The following is an 18,555-nucleotide window of genomic DNA, read 5'->3' on the forward strand; positions in this document are numbered from 1 at the left end:
ATTTCCCGTACTTCCGTCGGGGGGTGAACCGAACGGACTTCACGTACTTCCCGTACGAGCGGTGTACGGGACCCGTACGAGCGGTGTACGAGCCGGTCCAGTGAATCGGAGGCAAAGGGATTCGTGAACCTTTGATTCCGGATCGTTACTTGAGGTTTTCTTGAGGTTTTGTAGTTCTCCTCACAGTTTTCCCTGGCGGTACCCGGCGAGGCCGATCCGGGACAGCCGTGTCACACTCGGACCATGCGCGTGTATCTCGGCTCCGACCATGCTGGTTTCGAACTCAAGAACCACCTCGTGGAGTGGCTCAAGGAGGCCGGCCACGAGCCCGTCGACTGCGGGCCCCTCGTCTACGACGCCGAGGACGACTACCCGCCGTTCTGCCTCCGCGCCGCTGAGCGCACGGCGGCCGACCCCGAGGCCCTCGGCGTCGTGATCGGCGGTTCCGGCAACGGCGAGCAGATCGCGGCGAACAAGGTGGCCGGCGTCCGCGCCGTCCTCGCGTGGAGCGAGGAGACGGCCGCGCTGGGCCGCGAGCACAACAACGCCAACGTCATCTCCGTGGGTGCCCGGATGCACTCCGAGAAGGACGCGACCAAGTTCGTCGAGACCTTCCTCACCACCCCGTTCTCCGGCGTGGAACGCCACGTCCGCCGCATCGACATGCTCTCCGCCTACGAGAGCACGGGCGACCTCCCCCCGATCCCGCCCCACCACCCGCAGGCGTAGCCCCTCCCCGCACGCGACCGGGGACGCGGGCCCGCGCCCCCGGCCCGTCCGGCGTTCGAGGACGAGCCCTTCGGGTGATGCCGGGGTCCGGGGGCGGAGCCCTCAGGGAGAGGATGACGGGGAAGGGCGGGGGCGGCGGAAGACGGCCCCCGCCACCGGCAGACGCGCACGACCGAGGAGGACCCCGTGCCCGAGGGGCACACGATCCACCGGCTGGCCCAGGACTACGCGGCGGCCTTCACCGACGGCACCCCCACCCGCGTCACCAGTCCCCAGGGCAAGTTCGCGGACGCGGCCGCCCTCCTCGACGGCACCCCCCTCCAGTCCGCCGACGCCCACGGGAAACACCTCTTCCTCGGCTTCCGCGCCGCCGAGTGGATCCACATCCACCTGGGCCTCTTCGGCAAGGTGACCTTCGGCGCCGCCCCCGCGCCGGCCCCCACGGAAACGGTCCGCCTCCGCCTCGCGAACCCCACCACGTACGTCGACCTGCGGGGCCCGACGACCTGCGCCCTGATCACGGACGACGAGAAGCGGGCGGTACACGCCCGCCTCGGCCCGGACCCCCTGCGCCCCGACGCCGACCCCTCCGAGGCCTACCGCCGGGTCTCCCGCAGCCGCACCACCATCGCCGCGCTCCTCATGGACCAGAAGGTCATCGCGGGCGTGGGCAACGTCTACCGCGCCGAGGTCCTTTTCCGGCACGGCATCGACCCGTACCGCGCGGGCAGGGACGTCACCCCCGCCGAGTGGGACGCCGTCTGGACCGACCTCGTGGCCCTGATGCGCGAGGGCGTGCGCAACAACCGCATCGACACGGTGCGTCCGGAACACGCCCCCGAGGCCATGGGCCGCCCACCCCGTGTGGACGACCACGGCGGCGAGGTCTACGTGTACCGCAGGGCTCCTCTGCCCTGCCACATCTGTGGCGGCGAGATCCGCACCGCCGGTCTCGCCGCCCGCAATCTCTTCTGGTGCCCGAACTGCCAGCGCCGCTGACCCGGGCCCGCGTCCCGGGCACCCGTCCCGGGCCGGAACAGCCCCGGGGCCCCGCGACCCGGGCCGGAACCCCTCCGGTTCGCCCGAACCCGTACGACCGGTCTAGAACCCGTGCGGCAGCCACGGCGCGACTGCCGACGAGAAGGCCACCGACGCCTCCGCCAGCGCTCCCTGGCGCAGTTCCCGCACCCGCCCGGCCGCCGCGAGCGACACCAGGGACACCCCGCCGAGATACGCCGCCCCCAACTCCCGTACGGACAGCGCCAGATCGGCGGGCTCCCGGGTCGGCACGCAGGACGCCCCCTTCGCGTCACCGGTGAGCCGCCAACGCCCCTCGTTCCAGGGGCAGAACGCGTCCTCGACCTCGAACACCACGTCCACCGGCGCCTGGTACGTCCGCGCCTCCAGCGCGGCGTCCACGTCGACCAGCCGGACATGCAGGGCGTCCCGCACCCGCACGGCGCAGCGCCGGATGTCGGACACCATGTGCTGCCACGACTCGTCGACCGGACGCCCCCGGGTGCGCAGCGTCGTCGTCAGGTCGAGGTCGAAGAGCAGCCGCCACAGCGCGGCGTCCGCCGCGGGATCCAGCGCCTGCAGCTCGTCGAGGACGACGGTGGCCTTCGCCCCGGTGTGGTCGTGGTCCGGTCTGATCCGGTACCGCGCGTAGCCGACCACCTCGCCGTCCCGCTCCGCGACCACGCACTGCAGGGGCGACGCCCCGTCCCGCTCGCTCTCCGGGTCGAGCAGCGTCAGCCGGTCCCAGCCGGGGCGCCGGGCCAGCATGCCGGGCCGCCCCGGAACCACCCGCGCGTACACCGACTCGCAGGCGTCCAGGACATCGGCCGGCGCGGCGAACCGCAGACCTACGTCATCGGTGCCGGGCGGTACGGACAGCCGTACCCGGGTCGTGTCGATCTCGGCGTGGTGCTGGTACGTCGCGATGCCGTAGCCGAACCGGCCGTAGATCGCCGGTTCCGACGCGGTCAGGACGGCGAGCGGCTCGCCCCAGGAGTGGATGTCGTCCAGCTGCCGGCGCATCATCGACGTCAGCAGCCCGCGCCGCCGGTGCGTCGCCGCGACGCTCACCATGGTGATGCCCGCGGCCGGTACGGAGGCGCCGCCGGGGACCGTGACCCGGAAGGAGAACGCCCCCGCGGTGCCCACGCACCGCTCGCCCTCCCAGATTCCCAGGGAACGGTCGTACTCTGTGAGCTCGCTCCACAGCTCGCGCTCCTCGGACGACTCCGGTACGCCCCCGAACGCGCGAACCAGATTGTCGTACCACGCATCCCACTCGGGCTGCCGCAGCACCCGCAAGTCAGTCGTCATGAGCCATGCCTACCAGGGCGGTGCGGCGCGGGCGAGAGAATTTTCCACCGCCGTGGGGGGCGCGTGCGTGATCTTCCGCAGGGGGCTCGCCGTGCAGTTCACTGTGCAGTTCACTGTGATGTTGAGCGCTCGGACGGGGGACAAGTGGGACCTCCCGTGCCAAGCACCTGGTCCGATGGATAGGGTCCCGAGCTAATGGCAGCAGGACGAGGGCGGCGCGCGGCGGCCGAGACGTTCACGGCCCGGTTGAGGAAGCAGTGGCACCGGGCCCGCACCGCGCTGCGCAGATCCGCCGTGGACTACTTCCGCGGGGACGGTTCCGACTGGATCGCGCTGGCCGGTCTGCTGCTCACGATCCCGCTGATCGCGGCGACCACACTGGTCAACTCGGTCTGGTGCTCACCCGCCGCGCTGGTCCTCCCGATCGTCGCCGGCGGCCTCCTGCTGCGCCCCGCGAGCCTGCTGGGTCTCTACGCGGCCGCCGCCACCGCGCTGATAGTGGAGTCCGTGAAGCTCGGCCCGTACACGGAGGGCCCGTCGCGGGTGACCCCCGGTGTGGTCCTCGTCGTCGCGGCCTGCGGATTCTTCGGTCTGCTGATCGCCCAGTTCCGCAGCCGGGTGGGGGTGCCGTGGCGCCGCGGCGGCACCATGCTCTTCGACCTGCGCGAGCGCATCCGGGTCCAGAGCAAGCTGCCGAAGCTGCCGCTGGGCTGGCATCGCGAGATGGCGCTGCGTCCGGCCGGCGGCCAGTCCTTCTCGGGCGACTTCGTGGTCGCGGCCCGTACGAACGGCGGCCGGACCCTGGAAGTCGTCCTCACCGACGTGTCCGGCAAGGGCATGGACGCGGGGTCGCGGGCGCTGCTCCTGTCCGGCGCCTTCGGCGGCCTGCTGGGCTCGCTCCCGCCGCACGCCTTCCTCCCCGCCGCCAACGGCTACCTGCTGCGGCAGGACTGGGACGAGGGCTTCGCCACCTCCATCCACCTGGTCCTCGACCTCGACTCCGGCGACTACGAGCTGTTCTCCGCGGGACACCCGCCGGGGCTGCAGCTCAGCGCGGGCAGCGGGCGCTGGGAGGAGAAGGCGGCCGAAGGACCGCTGCTCGGTGTCTACGACGGTGCCCAGTTCGACTCCGTGAAGGGTTCGCTGCGGCCCGGTGACGTCCTCATGCTCTTCACGGACGGGCTGGTGGAGACTTCCGACCGCGACATCGTCGAGGGCATCGACCGCCTCACCGGCGAGGCCGACCGCTATGTCGCCGGGGGCTTCCACGGCGCCGCCTGGCATCTCATCGAGGCCGTCGCGAAGGACGTCAACGACGACCGGGCGCTGCTGCTGATCTGCCGCGAGGCCCCCGCCCCGGCCCGTCCCGCCGACCTCCCGTCCCGCTGACCCACTGTCCCGCGACGCGCCCCGGCGGCGTTGTCCGGACGCCCGGTGCGACGGACGGCGGGACCGGTGCGACGGCGGACCCGGTACCGGCCCGTGCGGCCCCGCGGCGGGAGACACTGGAGGCGTGACGCAGACTCTCCTGACCCTGGCCGAGATAGAGGCCCTCGCCCGCGCGGCGCACTCCGCCCAGACCGACAAGGCGGGGCGGCCGTACGCCGAGCACCTGCAGGCCGTCGCGGACGGGGTGCGCGAGCGCGGTGGCGACGAGGCGCAACTGGCGGCGGCCTGGCTGCACGACGCCGTCGAGGACGACGTGCTCTCCGAGGACTGGCTGCGCGAGGCCGCGCTGCCCGCTCGCACACGGGACATCGTGCTGGCCCTCACCAAACACGAAGGAGAGCCCCCGGAGTCGTACGCGAAGCGCATCCGCACGACTCCCGGCGCCCTCCTGGTGAAGGCCTCGGACCTGGCGCACAACGGCGACCCGGCCCGCCTCGCGGTCCTCGACGAGCACACCCGCGCACGGCTCACGAAGAAGTACGCCGCCATGCGGGCCCTGCTCGGCCTGCCCCCGGACTGAGCCGGGCCCGCGGCCCGCCCGGACACGGCCTAGGCCTTGGCCTTGGCGCGTTCGCGGGCCAGTTCGGTGGCGTCCCGCTTGAAGGCCCAGTCCATGCTGGGCTCCATCGCGAAGCGGAAGACCCGGCGGACGGGTGCCGTGCACAGCAGGGTCACGGCCGTGGCGGCGACGAGCGTCACGGAGACCTCGCCGAGCGGGGTGTTCAGCCACGCGTGGTCGAACCAGCCCCAGTAGGTGCCGGCCTTGACCAGGAACCCGTGCAGCAGATAGCCGTACAGCGTGCCCGCGCCGAGTGCCGTGAACCACATCCGGCGGCGCGGCACCCACGAGAAGAAGCACGCGGTGAGCAGCAGCGAGCAGCCGAACAGCGCGAACACCATCACCGGGCCCACCCACCACGGGACGCCGAGTTCCTGCGCGCTGTCGCGGTGGTAGAACCACGCGGTGTTCATCCGCGGCACGGCCCACCAGCCCACTGCCAGCGCGGCGGCGAACACCGGCACCGACAGGATCCGGACCTCACGCCGGCGCACCAGTTGGAAGTGCTCGGGCTTCATGATCAGGCCCAGCACGAAGAACGGGAGGAACTGGAGCACGCGCTGCAGGTCGAGGTCGTCACCGATGTCCGGTGAGACGGACGCGAGCATGGCGACGACGAGCGCGACCGGGAGCGGCCAACGCACCATCTTCCACAGCGGGGTGGTCAGCCGCCAGATGAACAGCGCGCACAGGAACCAGGTGAGGTACCAGGGGTCCATCAGGCTGATCGGCAGCGAGGTGTCGCCGTCGGCCCAGCGCTTGAAGAGGACGTACGACACCTCGAAGACGACGTAGGGGACGGCGACGCCGGTCACCAGCCGCTTCAGACGGTCGGGGCGCATGTCGAAACTGCGGCTGAAATAGCCGGAGATGATGATGAACGCCGGCATGTGGAAGGAGTAGACGACCGTGTACGCCGCCTCGAGGACGCGGCTCTGGCCCTTCAGGGGCTCCCAGGCGTGGCCCATGGCCACGAGCACGATCGCCAGGTACTTGGCGTTGTCGAAGAACGCGTCGCGCTGCGCCGCGGGCTTCGCGGCCGGGGCGGCGGACCCGGCCGTTCCCGTCGTGGCGTGCGGCGCGGACCGGTGCTGTGGTGAGCGCGGACCCGGCACCCCCTGGGACGGCTGCTGTGCCGGGGGGAGGGGCGCTCGCTGCCGGCTGTCGGGTCGGAGTGAGTTCGTCACAGACCCTCCCACCAGGCTCGGAGGGAGAGGGTCCGGAACGTTGCTGCGCTTGCGGGGGGCGAGGCGGCGTGGAACATCTGAGGCACCCTAGCGTCGTGTGTGTGTCTTCGTAAAACCTTCGACGTCATTCCTGTATATGCGCTGCGTGTACCCCGCATTTGAAGATGTGTGCCTGTCGGTTCGCAACCCGGTCCGCATACCGATTCGCCTGCCGTATGGGGTTGTTGTGTGGAGGGTCTGTCCTCATTCTTCATGACTAAACAGTGCATAACGTTCGCGGGCGACTCTGGTGGAATGTCCGGTTCATTAGTCTTTAGTGGCCTGTTGGCGGTCGCCGGGCAAGGCCCTCACTGTGACCGCGGCGACAATTAGAATTCCCTGAGAGTGAGATGTGTGGACATGGAAACGATCTTGCTGAATTTCCTGGCCGACGCGCACTCGAATTGCTCTGCGGGCCAACGCGGTTCACCTGTTCGCGGACGCGGCCGCCGGTTGGGCTCCAGGGCTCCGCGACCGACGATGTGTCACCCGCGGCATACGGGAGCCGCGTTGGTGGCACGATGGTTCTGGCGGGGGTGCGAGGGGTTGCATCCCCGGGCCGGGAGAGCGAACCGACCGTAGGGTGTGATCAGTTGTGGCCATCTCGCTGTCAGTGGTACTGCTGTTGGCGATCATCCTCGTGGTGCTGATACGGGGAGGATCGATCAAGGCGGGGCCCGCGATCGTCGCGGTGCTCTTCGGCTTCTTCCTCGCGTCGACCGGCATGGCTCCGTCGATCCAACGGTTCCTCGACTCGATAGCGCAGACCATCAACTCGATCAGCTTCTGACCGGCGGTCGCTGTCCGGCGGATCTCGCCGACCGCGCTCGACGGACCGTCCTGGACCCGACCGTCCTCGACCGGCGGTCCCGGGCGGTGGTCCCCGGCCCGGGAGTGAGGTCCGGCCCCGGGTCCGGTCGCGGCACGGCCCGCGCACGACGTGCCGGCCCCTCGTCGGCCGAACCGTCGCCCGGCCCTGCCCGCCGCTCCCCGGCCGCGGCGCGCCGCTGCTTCCGCGGGCCCCGTGCCCCGTCGCACGCGCACCCTTCCCCGCGCGAACCGTGCGGCTCTCCCCGCGTCGGCCGGCCGGCGCCGCACGCGTCGCACGTGTCGCTTCCTCCGCCGCGCCGTACGCGCCGCCCGCGCGACGTTCACTCCCTGTGTGCCGTGCGCGCGCCCCTATGTATGTCTTCGCATCCCCTCGCGTTCCTCCGGGATCCCGGTCGGGGCGCCGGAAACGCGTCAGGGCCAGGTGGAGGAGTGATCCTCCGACCTGGCCCTGAGCCGTAAGAGCGGGCGACGGGAATCGAACCCGCGTAGCTAGTTTGGAAGACTAGGGCTCTACCATTGAGCTACGCCCGCACACATCGCACCGCAGGTCAGTGACCGCGGCGCTGAACGCATCCTAGCGGGTCGCACCCCCGCGGCGCACACTCCGTTCCGGCGCCTCGCGGGCGCCCGTGAAATGCGGCGGCCGCACTGCCTGCGGGCATGTACCCTACGTGTCGCACCGACGGGGTGTGGCGCAGCTTGGTAGCGCGTCCGCTTTGGGAGCGGAAGGCCGTGGGTTCAAATCCCGCCACCCCGACCACCAGCGGCATCCGGCGGCCCGAAGCCCGATGGCCGGGATCGCAAGATCGCCTTTTGGGGCGTGTACCGCCTGCGGTTACTATGCAGGTTGCGCGCCCGTGTGTCTGCACTGTCACGTCTCTCAAGGGCCCGTGAATCCACCGAGGCTCCGCCCGACCGACCGGGCGGACGCACGCGGCGGAACCCCGCAGCAGTACCCCCAAGAAGTCAGCCACAAGGAGACCGAACCGTGAAGAGCGCCGTGGAGAACCTGAACCCGACCCGGGTTCGGCTCACTGTCGAGGTGCCCTTCGAGGAGCTCAAGGACAGCCTCGACGCGGCGTACAAGAAGATCAACCAGCAGGTCACGGTGAAGGGCTTCCGGAAGGGCAAGATCCCGGCGCGCGTCATCGACCAGCGGTTCGGTCGCGGCGCCGTGCTCGAAGAGGCCGTCAACGACGCGCTCCCGAAGTTCTACACCGAAGCGGTCAACGAGGCTGAGCTGAACGTCCTCGGCCAGCCCGAGGTCGACATCACCGAGCTGAAGGACGGCGAGACGCTGAACTTCACCGCCGAGGTCGACGTCCGCCCGGCCATCGAGATCCCGGACTACTCCGGCATCGAGGTCGAGGTCGACGCCATCGCGGTGAGCGACGAGGACATCGAGAAGGCCGTCGAGGAGCTCCGTGAGCGCTTCGCGTCCACCTCGCCGGTCGAGCGCGCCGCCGCGGACGGCGACGTCGTGACGATCGACCTGGAGGCCAAGGTCGACGGAGAGGTGCTGGAGGACGGCGTCGCCTCCGACGTCTCCTACACCATCGGCTCCGGCGAGCTGCTGGACGGCATCGACGAGGCCGTCAAGGGCCTGGAGGCCGGTGGCGAGACCACCTTCACCTCCGAGCTCAAGGGCGGCTCCGCGGCCGGCAAGGAGGCCGAGGTCACCGTCAAGGTCACCCAGGTCGCCGCGCGCGAACTCCCCGAGCTGGACGACGACTTCGCGCAGCTCGCCTCGGAGTTCGACACCCTTGAGGAGCTCCGTGCGGACAGCCGCAAGCGCCTCGAGAACATGAAGGAGTACGACCAGGCCACGCAGGCCCAGGAGCGCGTCCTGGAGAAGCTGCTCGAGCTGGTCGAGGTGCCCGTCCCCGAGAAGCTGCTCGAGGACGAGATCAACACCCGCAAGCACAACCTGGAGCACCACCAGCTCGGCCAGATGGGCCTCGACCTCGCGAAGTACCTGGAGATCCAGGGCAAGACCGAGGAGGAGTGGGACGCCGAGACCAAGGAAGCCGCGGTCAAGGGCATCAAGACGCAGTTCGTCCTCGACGAGCTCGTCAACAAGGAGAAGCTCAACGTCAACCAGGAGGAGCTCACCGAGCACCTCATGCGGCGCGCGGCCTCCTCCGGCATGTCCCCCGACCAGTTCGCCCAGGCGGTCGTCGAGGGCGGCCAGGTCCCGATGCTGGTCGGCGAGGTCGCCCGCGGCAAGGCGCTCGCGGTCGTCGTCGAGGCCGCCACGGTCAAGGACACGAACGGCGAGATCGTCGACCTGGACGACGAGGACGAGACGGAGGGCTCCACGGAGACCGCCGAGGCCGTCGAGGCCGAGGCCACCGAGGACAAGCCCGAGGCCTGATCGCCTCCGCGGACCGAGGCCCGACCGCCTCACCGGTACGCCGTGACGGGCCCCCGGGGACTTCCGAGTCCCCGGGGGCCCGTCCGTCTTCCGCCACCCCGCCCGGCCCGGTGCCCGTCCCCGCCTCCCGTGTCCCCGCCTTCCCGTCCCTTCGCGCCCACCCCGGGCGCCCGCCGCCGGCCCGCCGGGGGCGCGCGGAACCCGGCCGGGCGCCCCGCGACCGGACGCACCGGACGGCGCACGGCCGCCGCGGACACCACCACGGCCCGCGGCGGCCGGCGCTCCGGTCCCCGGGCCTCCCAGGGGCCCGCGCGACCCCGCTCAGAGCGGCGCGGCGCATGCGCTCACAGCGAACAGTTCCTTCTGCGGGATTCCCCGGAGGGACCAGCGCGTTAGGGTCCATGAATACGAGGGCAGGGGAGTCCCCGAAGCCGCCCGGAGCGGTGTTGCACCGGGGTCCCACGCCCCCAGCAGAAGACGTGAGACGGCCCGGCGCCGTCGTAAGACGAGCAGGTGGATACGTGACGAATCTGATGCCCACAGCTGCCGGCGACCCCATCGGTGGTGGCCTCGGCGACCAGGTCTACAACCGACTGCTCGGCGAGCGGATCATCTTCCTCGGCCAGGCGGTCGACGATGACATCGCCAACAAGATCACGGCGCAGCTGCTGCTCCTTGCCTCCGACCCGGACAAGGACATCTACCTCTACATCAACAGCCCCGGCGGTTCGATCACCGCGGGCATGGCGATCTACGACACCATGCAGTACATCAAGAACGACGTGGTGACGATCGCCATGGGCATGGCCGCCTCGATGGGCCAGTTCCTGCTCAGCGCCGGCACCCCCGGCAAGCGCTTCGCGCTGCCGAACGCCGAGATCCTGATCCACCAGCCGTCGGCCGGCCTCGCCGGCTCGGCCTCGGACATCAAGATCCACGCCGAGCGGCTGCTGCACACGAAGAAGCGCATGGCGGAGCTGACCTCCTTCCACACCGGCCAGACCGTGGAGCAGATCACCCGCGACTCGGACCGCGACCGCTGGTTCGACCCGATCGAGGCCAAGGAGTACGGCCTCATCGACGACATCATGCCCACCGCTGCCGGTATGCCGGGCGGCGGCGGCACCGGGGCCGCGTAAAGCCCCTCAGCGCCCCCAGGGCGGCTGTGGGGCCCCACCCGCCGCCATCCGCTCTCGGGGCGGCGCAGGAGCCCCCAGCGCCCCCGGGCGACCGCCTCAGCCCTTTCCAGGCTCTTCAGGAGACACAGTGAACGACTTCCCCGGCAGCGGCCCCTACGCCCGCACGCAGGCCGAGTACACCGGTCCTCGTGCGGAGTCCCGCTACGTCATCCCGCGCTTCGTCGAGCGCACCTCGCAGGGCGTGCGTGAGTACGACCCGTACGCGAAGCTGTTCGAGGAGCGCGTGATCTTCCTCGGCGTGCAGATCGACGACGCCTCCGCCAACGACGTCATGGCGCAGCTGCTGTGCCTGGAGTCGATGGACCCCGACCGTGACATCTCGGTCTACATCAACAGCCCCGGTGGCTCCTTCACGGCGCTCACCGCGATCTACGACACGATGCAGTTCGTGAAGCCCGACATCCAGACGGTCTGCATGGGCCAGGCCGCCTCGGCCGCCGCGATCCTGCTGGCCGCCGGCACGCCGGGCAAGCGCATGGCGCTCCCGAACGCCCGTGTGCTGATCCACCAGCCCTACAGCGAGACCGGCCGCGGCCAGGTCTCGGACCTCGAGATCGCCGCCAACGAGATCCTCCGGATGCGCTCGCAGCTCGAGGACATGCTGGCCAAGCACTCGACCACGCCGATCGAGAAGATCCGCGAGGACATCGAGCGCGACAAGATCCTCACCGCTGAGGACGCGCTGGCGTACGGGCTGATCGACCAGATCATCTCCACCCGCAAGATGAACAATTCCGCGGTCGTCTGACGTACCGCTGTATCGTCTGCCGCTCCTTGGCGCGGTTCACGACAAAGTGAACCACGCCAAGGGGGGCCCGAACGGGGGGCTCGGCAAGGTACCGTCGTTCATAAGGCAGCACCAGGAGCCGCTGGACCTAGGCGTCTCCCAGGCGAAGGGGAAGCACACCGTGGCACGCATCGGTGACGGCGGCGATCTGCTCAAGTGCTCGTTCTGTGGCAAGAGCCAGAAGCAGGTCAAGAAGCTCATCGCAGGCCCCGGTGTGTACATCTGCGACGAGTGCATCGATCTCTGCAACGAGATCATCGAGGAAGAACTCGCGGAGACGAGCGAGGTGCGCTGGGAGGAACTCCCCAAGCCCCGCGAGATCTACGAGTTCCTGGAGGGGTACGTCGTCGGCCAGGAGGCCGCCAAGAAGGCCCTCTCGGTCGCGGTGTACAACCACTACAAGCGGGTCCAGGCGGGTGAGAACGGCGGCGGCCAGAACCGGGACGACGCCATCGAGTTGGCGAAGTCCAACATCCTCCTGCTGGGTCCCACGGGCTCCGGCAAGACCCTGCTCGCGCAGACGCTCGCCCGTATGCTCAACGTCCCGTTCGCCATCGCCGACGCGACGGCGCTGACGGAGGCGGGCTACGTGGGCGAGGACGTCGAGAACATCCTGCTGAAGCTCATCCAGGCAGCGGACTACGACGTCAAGAAGGCCGAGACGGGCATCATCTACATCGACGAGATCGACAAGGTGGCCCGCAAGAGCGAGAACCCGTCGATCACGCGCGACGTGAGCGGCGAGGGTGTCCAGCAGGCACTGCTGAAGATCCTCGAGGGCACGACGGCCTCGGTCCCGCCCCAGGGCGGCCGCAAGCACCCGCACCAGGAGTTCATCCAGATCGACACGACGAACGTCCTGTTCATCGTGGGCGGCGCCTTCGCGGGCCTGGAGAAGCTCATCGAGTCCCGCGCGGGTGCGAAGGGCATCGGCTTCGGCGCGACGATCCGCTCGAAGCGCGAGCTGGAGGAGAAGGACCAGTTCGAGGACGTCATGCCCGAGGACCTGGTCAAGTTCGGCATGATCCCCGAATTCATCGGCCGCCTCCCGGTCATCACGTCGGTCCACAACCTCGACCGCGCGGCGCTCCTCCAGATCCTCGTCGAACCGCGCAACGCGCTCGTCAAGCAGTACCAGCGTCTCTTCGAACTCGACGGTGTGGAGCTGGACTTCGAGCGCGAGGCGCTCGAGGCCATCGCCGACCAGGCCATCCTCCGCCAGACCGGCGCGCGCGGCCTGCGCGCCATCATGGAGGAGGTCCTCCAGGCGGTGATGTACGAGGTCCCCTCGCGCAAGGACGTGGCGAGGGTCGTCATCACGGCCGACGTGGTCCTGTCGAACGTCAACCCCACCCTCATCCCGCGGGACGCCCGCGGCCGGGGCTCCGGGGAGCAGAAGACGGCGTAACCCGTGGATGGACACACCAGGCACATGACGAAGGGCCCCGGTCGGACGACCGGGGCCCTTCGTGGTCCGCGCGAACGGTCAGAGCTTGACGCGGACGTCGTCGCGGAGCTTGCTGGCCGTCTCGGCCGCGACGTCCATCGAACCGCTCTTGCCCTTGAGGACGCTAGCCATGTCGTAAGAGACCACGTAGGCGACCGTGCTGTGGTCACCCCAGATGCAGATCGGCATCCGGGTCGTCTTCGAGTTGGCCTCGGTCTCCACGAACTGGCACTTCATGACACCGTTCTTGAAGCCCGCGGGTGTCATCTTCTGCGGGCTGCCGACGAGTTTGCCGTCGGAGGCGGAGCCCTTCTTGGACTCCTTCTCGGTGTTGGCGAACATGGCGTCGATGACCTTCTCCGGGTCGTCGATGCTGCCGTAGACGCCGCTGAACGTCACGAGCTTGCCGTTGAGGGGGCTGCCGTTCTGGTAGGTCGCGCTGATGTCCTTGGGGTTCTCGACACCCCAGCTCTCGGCGTCCTTGATGTCGGACTTGGACATCGTGCCGGACTTGGCGTCGCCGCTCTTCTTGTACGTGCCGTCGATCACCACCGCCGGCGCGGTCAGCTTGTGCGCGCCGTCGTCGGCGACCGAACTGCCGCCCCCTCCGCCGCCGAGGAGCAGGGCCGCGCCCACGGCGATCGCGGCGACGACGGCCACCGCGCCGATGATGAGCCCGGTCCTCTTCTTGCCGCCGCCGGGGACGGGCGGCATCGGGGCGCCGTAGGGCTGGCCGTGAGGAGGCTGCTGGCCGTAAGGCGGCTGGCCGTAAGGCGGCTGGCCGTAGGGCTGCTGGCCGTACGGGGGCGTCTGGGGCGGGACGCCCTGGGGTGCCTGGGGAGCCTGCTGGGGGTAGCCGTAGCCGGGCTGCGGGGGAGTCCCCGGAGCCTGCGCCGGGTAACCGTAGCCGGGCTGGGGTGCCTGCGGCGGCTGGCCGTACGGGCCAGGCTGCCCCGGCTGACCACCGTACGGTCCGGGCTGCTGGGGCGGCCCGCCGTACGGGCCCGGCTGGTTGTGGCTCATTCTGGGTTCCCCTCCAGATGCTTATGTGTTCCTGACATCCTGGCGCACGGCCGGAGGGGCCAGGTCTCCGGGGACCGCACCGTTACGAAGTAATCCCGTTTCGGGACACGGGCGTGACGCCCCTAAACTGGCCCCGTGACCGAGAACTCTCAGCAGCCGCAAGCAGCGCCCACTTCCGATCTGCCGACCCAGTACGCGCCGGCCGAGGTAGAGGGGAAGCTGTACGAGCGCTGGGTAGAACGGGGTTACTTCGCGGCCGACGCGAAGAGCGACAAGCCCGCGTACACCATCGTCATCCCGCCGCCGAACGTCACCGGCTCGCTGCACCTGGGCCACGCCTTCCAGCACACGCTGATGGACGCGCTGACCCGCCGCAGGCGCATGCAGGGCTACGAGGCGCTCTGGCTCCCCGGCATGGACCACGCCGGCATCGCCACCCAGAACAAGGTCGAGCAGCAGCTCGCCGAGGAGGGTAAGTCGCGGCAGGACCTGGGCCGCGAGGAGTTCGTCGAGCGCGTCTGGCAGTGGAAGGAGGAGTACGGCGGCAAGATCCTCGGCCAGATGCGGCGCCTCGGTGACGGCGTCGACTGGGACCGCGAGCGCTTCACCATGGACGAGGGCCTGTCCAAGGCCGTCCAGACCATCTTCAAGAAGCTCTACGACGACGAGCTGATCTACCGCGCCGAGCGCATCATCAACTGGTGCCCCCGCTGTCTGACCGCGATCTCGGACATCGAGGTCGAGTACCAGGAGGACGACGGCGAGCTGGTCTCCATCCGGTACGGGGAGGGTGACGAGACCCTGGTGGTCGCCACCACCCGCGCCGAGACGATGCTCGGCGACACGGCGGTCGCCGTCCACCCGGACGACGAGCGGTACCGGCACCTGGTCGGCAAGCGCATCAAGCTCCCGCTGACGGACCGTACGGTCCCGGTCGTCGCCGACACCCACGTCGACCCCGAGTTCGGCACGGGTGCCGTGAAGGTCACCCCCGCCCACGACCCGAACGACTTCGCCATCGGCCAGCGCCACGGCCTGGAGTCGATCACGGTCATGGACGAGCGGGCCGTCATCACCGTCCACGGCCCCTTCCAGGGCCTCGACCGCTTCGAGGCGCGCAGCGCGATCGTCGCCGCACTGCGTTCGCAGGGCCGGATCGTCGCCGAGAAGCGCCCCTACGTCCACTCCGTGGGCCACTGCTCGCGGTGCCGGACCACCGTCGAACCGCGCCTGTCCATGCAGTGGTGGGTCAAGGTCGCCCCGCTCGCCCAGGCGGCCGGTGACGCCGTCCGCGACGGCCGGGTCGCCATCCACCCCGCCGACATGTCGAAGCGGTACTTCGACTGGGTCGACAACATGCACGACTGGTGCATCTCCCGGCAGCTGTGGTGGGGCCACCGGATTCCCGTCTGGTACGGCCCGGAGGGCGAGGTCGTGTGCGTCGGCCCCGACGAGGAGCCGCCGGGCACGGAAGCCGAGGGCTGGAAGCAGGACACGGACGTCCTGGACACCTGGTTCTCGTCCGGCCTGTGGCCGTTCTCCACGCTGGGCTGGCCGGAGCGGACCCCGGACCTGGAGAAGTTCTACTCGACGGACGTCCTGCTCACCGGCCACGACATCATCTTCTTCTGGGTCGCCCGGATGATGATGTTCGGTCTGTACGCGATGGACGGCGAGGTGCCCTTCAGGACCATCGCCCTCACGGGGCTGGTCCGTGACGAGCGCGGCAAGAAGATGTCGAAGTCGTTCGGCAACGTCGTGGACCCGCTCGACTGGATGGACAAGTACGGCTCGGACGCCGTCCGCTTCACGCTCGCGCGCGGTGCCAACCCCGGTACGGACGTGCCGATCGGCGAGGACTGGGTCCAGGCGTCCCGGAACTTCGCCAACAAGATCTGGAACGCCACCCGCTTCGCGCTGATGAACGGCGCGACGGTCGAGGGACCGCTGCCGGAGCCGGAGGAGCTGTCGGCGACCGACCGGTGGATCCTGTCGCGGCTGAACAAGACCGTGGCCGAAGTCGACGCGTTCTACGAGGACTTCCAGTTCGCGAAGCTCTCCGACGCGCTGTACCACTTCGCGTGGGACGAGGTCTTCGACTGGTACGTCGAGCTGTCCAAGACGACGTTCATGGCGGGCGGCGAGCCGGCGCGGATCTCCGGCCGGGTGCTCGGCGAGGTCCTCGACGTGACCCTCCGCCTCCTGCACCCGGTCGTCCCGTTCGTGACGGAGACCCTCTGGACGACGCTGACCGGGGGCGAGTCGGTGGTCGTCGCCGACTGGCCGAAGGACAGCGGCTTCCGTGACGCCGCCGCCGAGCGGGAGATCGAGACGCTCCAGCAGGTCATCACGGAGGTCCGCCGCTTCCGCGCCGACCAGGGCCTCCAGCCGGGCCAGCGGGTTCCCGCCCGGCTGACCCTCGACGGGACCGCGCTGGCCCCGCACGAGGCGGCCATCCGGCAGTTGCTGCGGCTGCAGCCGGAGGGGGAGTCCTTCGCGGCCACGGCGACCCTGCCCGTCGCCGGTGCCACGGTGGCGCTCGACCTGTCGGGCACGATCGACGTGGCGGCCGAGCGCAAGCGGCTTGCCAAGGACCTCGCCGTCGCCGAGAAGGAGAAGGCCCAGGCCGAGGCCAAGCTCGGCAACGAGGCGTTCCTCGCGAAGGCGCCGGACCCGGTCGTGGAGAAGATCCGGACGCGGCTCGCCAAGGCGGACGAGGACATCGCCCGCATCCGGACGCAGCTGGAGCGGCTGCCGCAGGCGTAGGCCACGGGGCCCTCCGGGATCTTTGAGGTCTGAGGTTCCGGGGGGCTCGGTCGTCCCTCGGGTGCGGGTGGGCGGGGGCCGGTCGCGTGGTTCCCCGCGCCCCTTGAGCGGGGCTTCGCCCCCGGGTTTCAGCCCGTCCGGCGTTTGAGGACGAGGCCGTTCAGGCCGAAGCGGGGGTCCAGGAGGCACAGCGCCCCCTGCCGGTCCCCGTGGGCGAGCGGTGCCCAGGACACGGGGCCGGCGGGGGCGGGAACCCCCGGAGGGGCACGGCTCCGTAGACTGGAGGCGTGAGTGAGCTCCCCCCGTACGACGACAGCAGCGAGTCAGACGAACCGGAACCGCGTGATCCGAACGGTCTCTTCGACGAGATCGTCGCGGCCGAGACGGACCGCGACCCCGATCTCGCGGTGATCGAGGCCGGCAGCCGCACCCTGCGCGCCCAGGGCAGCGCCGCGCAGCGGGCCGACGTGCCCGGCCGCCCGGCCGACCCCGAGGTCGACAGGGCGCTGCGCGAGGTGGAGGCCGATCTCGCCACCCGCTGGGGCGAGACCAAGCTGGAGCCGTCCGTCAGCCGCATCGCCGCGCTGATGGACGTGCTGGGCGAGCCGCAGCGCGCGTACCCCTCGATCCACATCACCGGAACGAACGGCAAGACGTCCACCGCACGCATGATCGAGGCCCTGCTCGGCGCCTTCGACCTGCGCACCGGCCGGTACACCAGCCCGCACGTCCAGTCGGTGACCGAGCGGATCAGCCTCGACGGGACCCCGATCTCCGCCGAGCGGTTCATCGAGACCTACGAGGACATCAAGCCGTACGTCGAGATGGTCGACGCCCAGCAGGAGTACCGCCTCTCCTTCTTCGAGGTGCTCACGGGCATGGCGTACGCGGCCTTCGCGGACGCCCCCGTGGACGTGGCCGTCGTCGAGGTCGGGATGGGCGGCAGCTGGGACGCCACCAACGTGATCGACGGTGCCGTGGCGGTCGTCACCCCCATCGACCTCGACCACACCGACCGCCTGGGCACGACACCCGGCGAGATCGCCACCGAGAAGGCCGGCATCGTCAAGCAGGACGCGACGGTGATCCTGGCGCAGCAGCCGGTGGACGCGGCCCAGGTGCTGCTGAAGAAGGCCGTCGAGGTCGACGCCACCGTGGCCCGCGAGGGCCTGGAGTTCGGAGTCGTGTCCCGGCAGGTCGCCGTCGGCGGCCAGCTGGTCACGCTGCGCGGGCTCGGCGGTGAGTACGAGGAGATCTTCCTGCCGCTGCACGGCGCGTACCAGGCGCACAACGCCGCCGTGGCGCTCGCCGCGGTCGAGGCGTTCTTCGGCGTCGGTGCCGCGCACGCGCAGAGCCTGGACCTCGACACCGTCCGCAAGGCCTTCGCCTCGGTGACCTCACCGGGCCGCCTGGAGATCGTGCGCCGCTCGCCGACCGTCGTCCTGGACGCCGCGCACAACCCGGCCGGCGCCCGCGCCACCGCCGAGGCGGTCAGCGAGGTCTTCGACTTCAGCCGGCTGATCGGCGTGGTCGGCGCCAGCGCCGACAAGAACGTACGGGAGCTGCTGGCGGCCTTCGAGCCGATCTTCGCCGAGGTCGTGGTCACCCGGAACTCCAGTCACCGCGCGATGGACGTGGACGAGCTGGCCGGGATCGCCGTCGAGATCTTCGGCGAGGACCGGGTGCAGGTCGAGCCGCGCCTCGACGACGCGATCGAGGCCGCGATCACCCTGGCCGAGGAGGAGGGCGAGTACTCCGGCGGCGGCGTCCTCGTCACCGGTTCCGTCATCACCGTCGGCGAGGCCCGACTGCTGCTGGGAAGGCGCTGACCGCC

14 protein-coding genes and 2 tRNA genes are annotated in these 18,555 nt (G+C 70.2%); 12 read left to right on the forward strand and 4 right to left on the reverse strand.

Annotation, left to right across the window (positions count from 1 at the left end; all coding sequences use genetic code 11):
* Nucleotides 1-243: 243 nt before the first annotated feature.
* Nucleotides 244-729, forward strand: a complete 486-nt coding sequence (locus tag OG776_RS27190) for a ribose-5-phosphate isomerase (RefSeq protein WP_329322678.1) — start codon at nt 244-246, stop codon at nt 727-729.
* A 186-nt stretch (nt 730-915) separates the two neighbouring features.
* Nucleotides 916-1,728, forward strand: coding sequence for an Fpg/Nei family DNA glycosylase (locus OG776_RS27195; RefSeq protein WP_148013975.1), 813 nt, complete (start codon nt 916-918; stop codon nt 1,726-1,728).
* Nucleotides 1,729-1,830: 102 nt separating this feature from the next.
* Here the strand turns inward: OG776_RS27195 and OG776_RS27200 are convergent, their stop codons facing one another.
* Nucleotides 1,831-3,060, reverse strand: a complete 1,230-nt coding sequence (locus OG776_RS27200; protein WP_148013974.1) for a GNAT family N-acetyltransferase — start codon at nt 3,058-3,060, stop codon at nt 1,831-1,833.
* 195 nt (nt 3,061-3,255) lie between these two features.
* Here OG776_RS27200 and OG776_RS27205 point away from each other — a divergent pair, with 195 nt between their 5' ends.
* A complete protein-coding gene (locus OG776_RS27205) occupies nt 3,256-4,449 on the forward strand; it encodes a PP2C family protein-serine/threonine phosphatase (RefSeq protein ID WP_148013973.1) in 1,194 nt (397 codons plus the stop codon).
* Nucleotides 4,450-4,573: 124 nt separating this feature from the next.
* Nucleotides 4,574-5,029 (forward strand): HD domain-containing protein, encoded by a 456-nt coding sequence (locus OG776_RS27210; RefSeq protein WP_261994983.1) that lies wholly within the window; start codon nt 4,574-4,576, stop codon nt 5,027-5,029.
* Nucleotides 5,030-5,058: 29 nt separating this feature from the next.
* On the opposite strand, the gene OG776_RS27215 is transcribed toward OG776_RS27210, so the two are convergent.
* Nucleotides 5,059-6,255, reverse strand: a complete 1,197-nt coding sequence (locus OG776_RS27215) for an acyltransferase family protein (RefSeq protein ID WP_148013972.1) — start codon at nt 6,253-6,255, stop codon at nt 5,059-5,061.
* Nucleotides 6,256-6,889: 634 nt separating this feature from the next.
* On the opposite strand from OG776_RS27215, the gene OG776_RS27220 reads away from it, so the two are divergent.
* Complete coding sequence (locus OG776_RS27220; protein WP_054231893.1) at nt 6,890-7,084, forward strand: hypothetical protein; 195 nt, start codon at nt 6,890-6,892, stop codon at nt 7,082-7,084.
* 501 nt (nt 7,085-7,585) lie between these two features.
* Here the strand turns inward: OG776_RS27220 and OG776_RS27225 are convergent.
* A tRNA-Gly gene (locus tag OG776_RS27225) sits at nt 7,586-7,656 on the reverse strand.
* Nucleotides 7,657-7,808: 152 nt separating this feature from the next.
* Between OG776_RS27225 and OG776_RS27230 the strand changes: the two genes are divergently transcribed.
* The 5 genes from OG776_RS27230 to clpX all read left to right on the forward strand — a co-directional run bounded on the left by OG776_RS27230 (nt 7,809) and on the right by clpX (nt 12,893).
* Nucleotides 7,809-7,885, forward strand: a tRNA-Pro gene (locus OG776_RS27230).
* Nucleotides 7,886-8,113: 228 nt separating this feature from the next.
* Nucleotides 8,114-9,499 carry a trigger factor gene (tig, locus tag OG776_RS27235; protein ID WP_148013971.1) on the forward strand — a complete coding sequence of 462 codons (1,386 nt, stop codon included), beginning with the start codon at nt 8,114-8,116 and terminating at the stop codon, nt 9,497-9,499.
* A 533-nt stretch (nt 9,500-10,032) separates the two neighbouring features.
* Nucleotides 10,033-10,638 (forward strand): ATP-dependent Clp protease proteolytic subunit, encoded by a 606-nt coding sequence (locus tag OG776_RS27240; RefSeq protein ID WP_060897745.1) that lies wholly within the window; start codon nt 10,033-10,035, stop codon nt 10,636-10,638.
* A 127-nt stretch (nt 10,639-10,765) separates the two neighbouring features.
* Nucleotides 10,766-11,446, forward strand: coding sequence for an ATP-dependent Clp protease proteolytic subunit (locus tag OG776_RS27245; RefSeq protein WP_148013970.1), 681 nt, complete (start codon nt 10,766-10,768; stop codon nt 11,444-11,446).
* A 160-nt stretch (nt 11,447-11,606) separates the two neighbouring features.
* Nucleotides 11,607-12,893, forward strand: coding sequence for an ATP-dependent Clp protease ATP-binding subunit ClpX (gene clpX, locus OG776_RS27250; protein ID WP_148013969.1), 1,287 nt, complete (start codon nt 11,607-11,609; stop codon nt 12,891-12,893).
* A gap of 78 nt (nt 12,894-12,971) precedes the next feature.
* On the opposite strand, the gene OG776_RS27255 is transcribed toward clpX, so the two are convergent.
* Nucleotides 12,972-13,955 carry a hypothetical protein gene (locus tag OG776_RS27255; RefSeq protein WP_329322679.1) on the reverse strand — a complete coding sequence of 328 codons (984 nt, stop codon included), beginning with the start codon at nt 13,953-13,955 and terminating at the stop codon, nt 12,972-12,974.
* A 135-nt stretch (nt 13,956-14,090) separates the two neighbouring features.
* Between OG776_RS27255 and OG776_RS27260 the strand changes: the two genes are divergently transcribed.
* Both OG776_RS27260 and folC read left to right on the forward strand, forming a co-directional pair.
* Complete coding sequence (locus OG776_RS27260) at nt 14,091-16,721, forward strand: valine--tRNA ligase (protein ID WP_329322680.1); 2,631 nt, start codon at nt 14,091-14,093, stop codon at nt 16,719-16,721.
* A gap of 287 nt (nt 16,722-17,008) precedes the next feature.
* Nucleotides 17,009-18,550, forward strand: a complete 1,542-nt coding sequence (gene folC, locus OG776_RS27265; RefSeq protein ID WP_148013966.1) for a bifunctional tetrahydrofolate synthase/dihydrofolate synthase — start codon at nt 17,009-17,011, stop codon at nt 18,548-18,550.
* Nucleotides 18,551-18,555: the final 5 nt, after the last annotated feature.

The sequence above is a fragment of the Streptomyces sp. NBC_01689 genome, assembly GCF_036250675.1.
Taxonomy (GTDB): Bacteria; Actinomycetota; Actinomycetes; order Streptomycetales; family Streptomycetaceae; genus Streptomyces.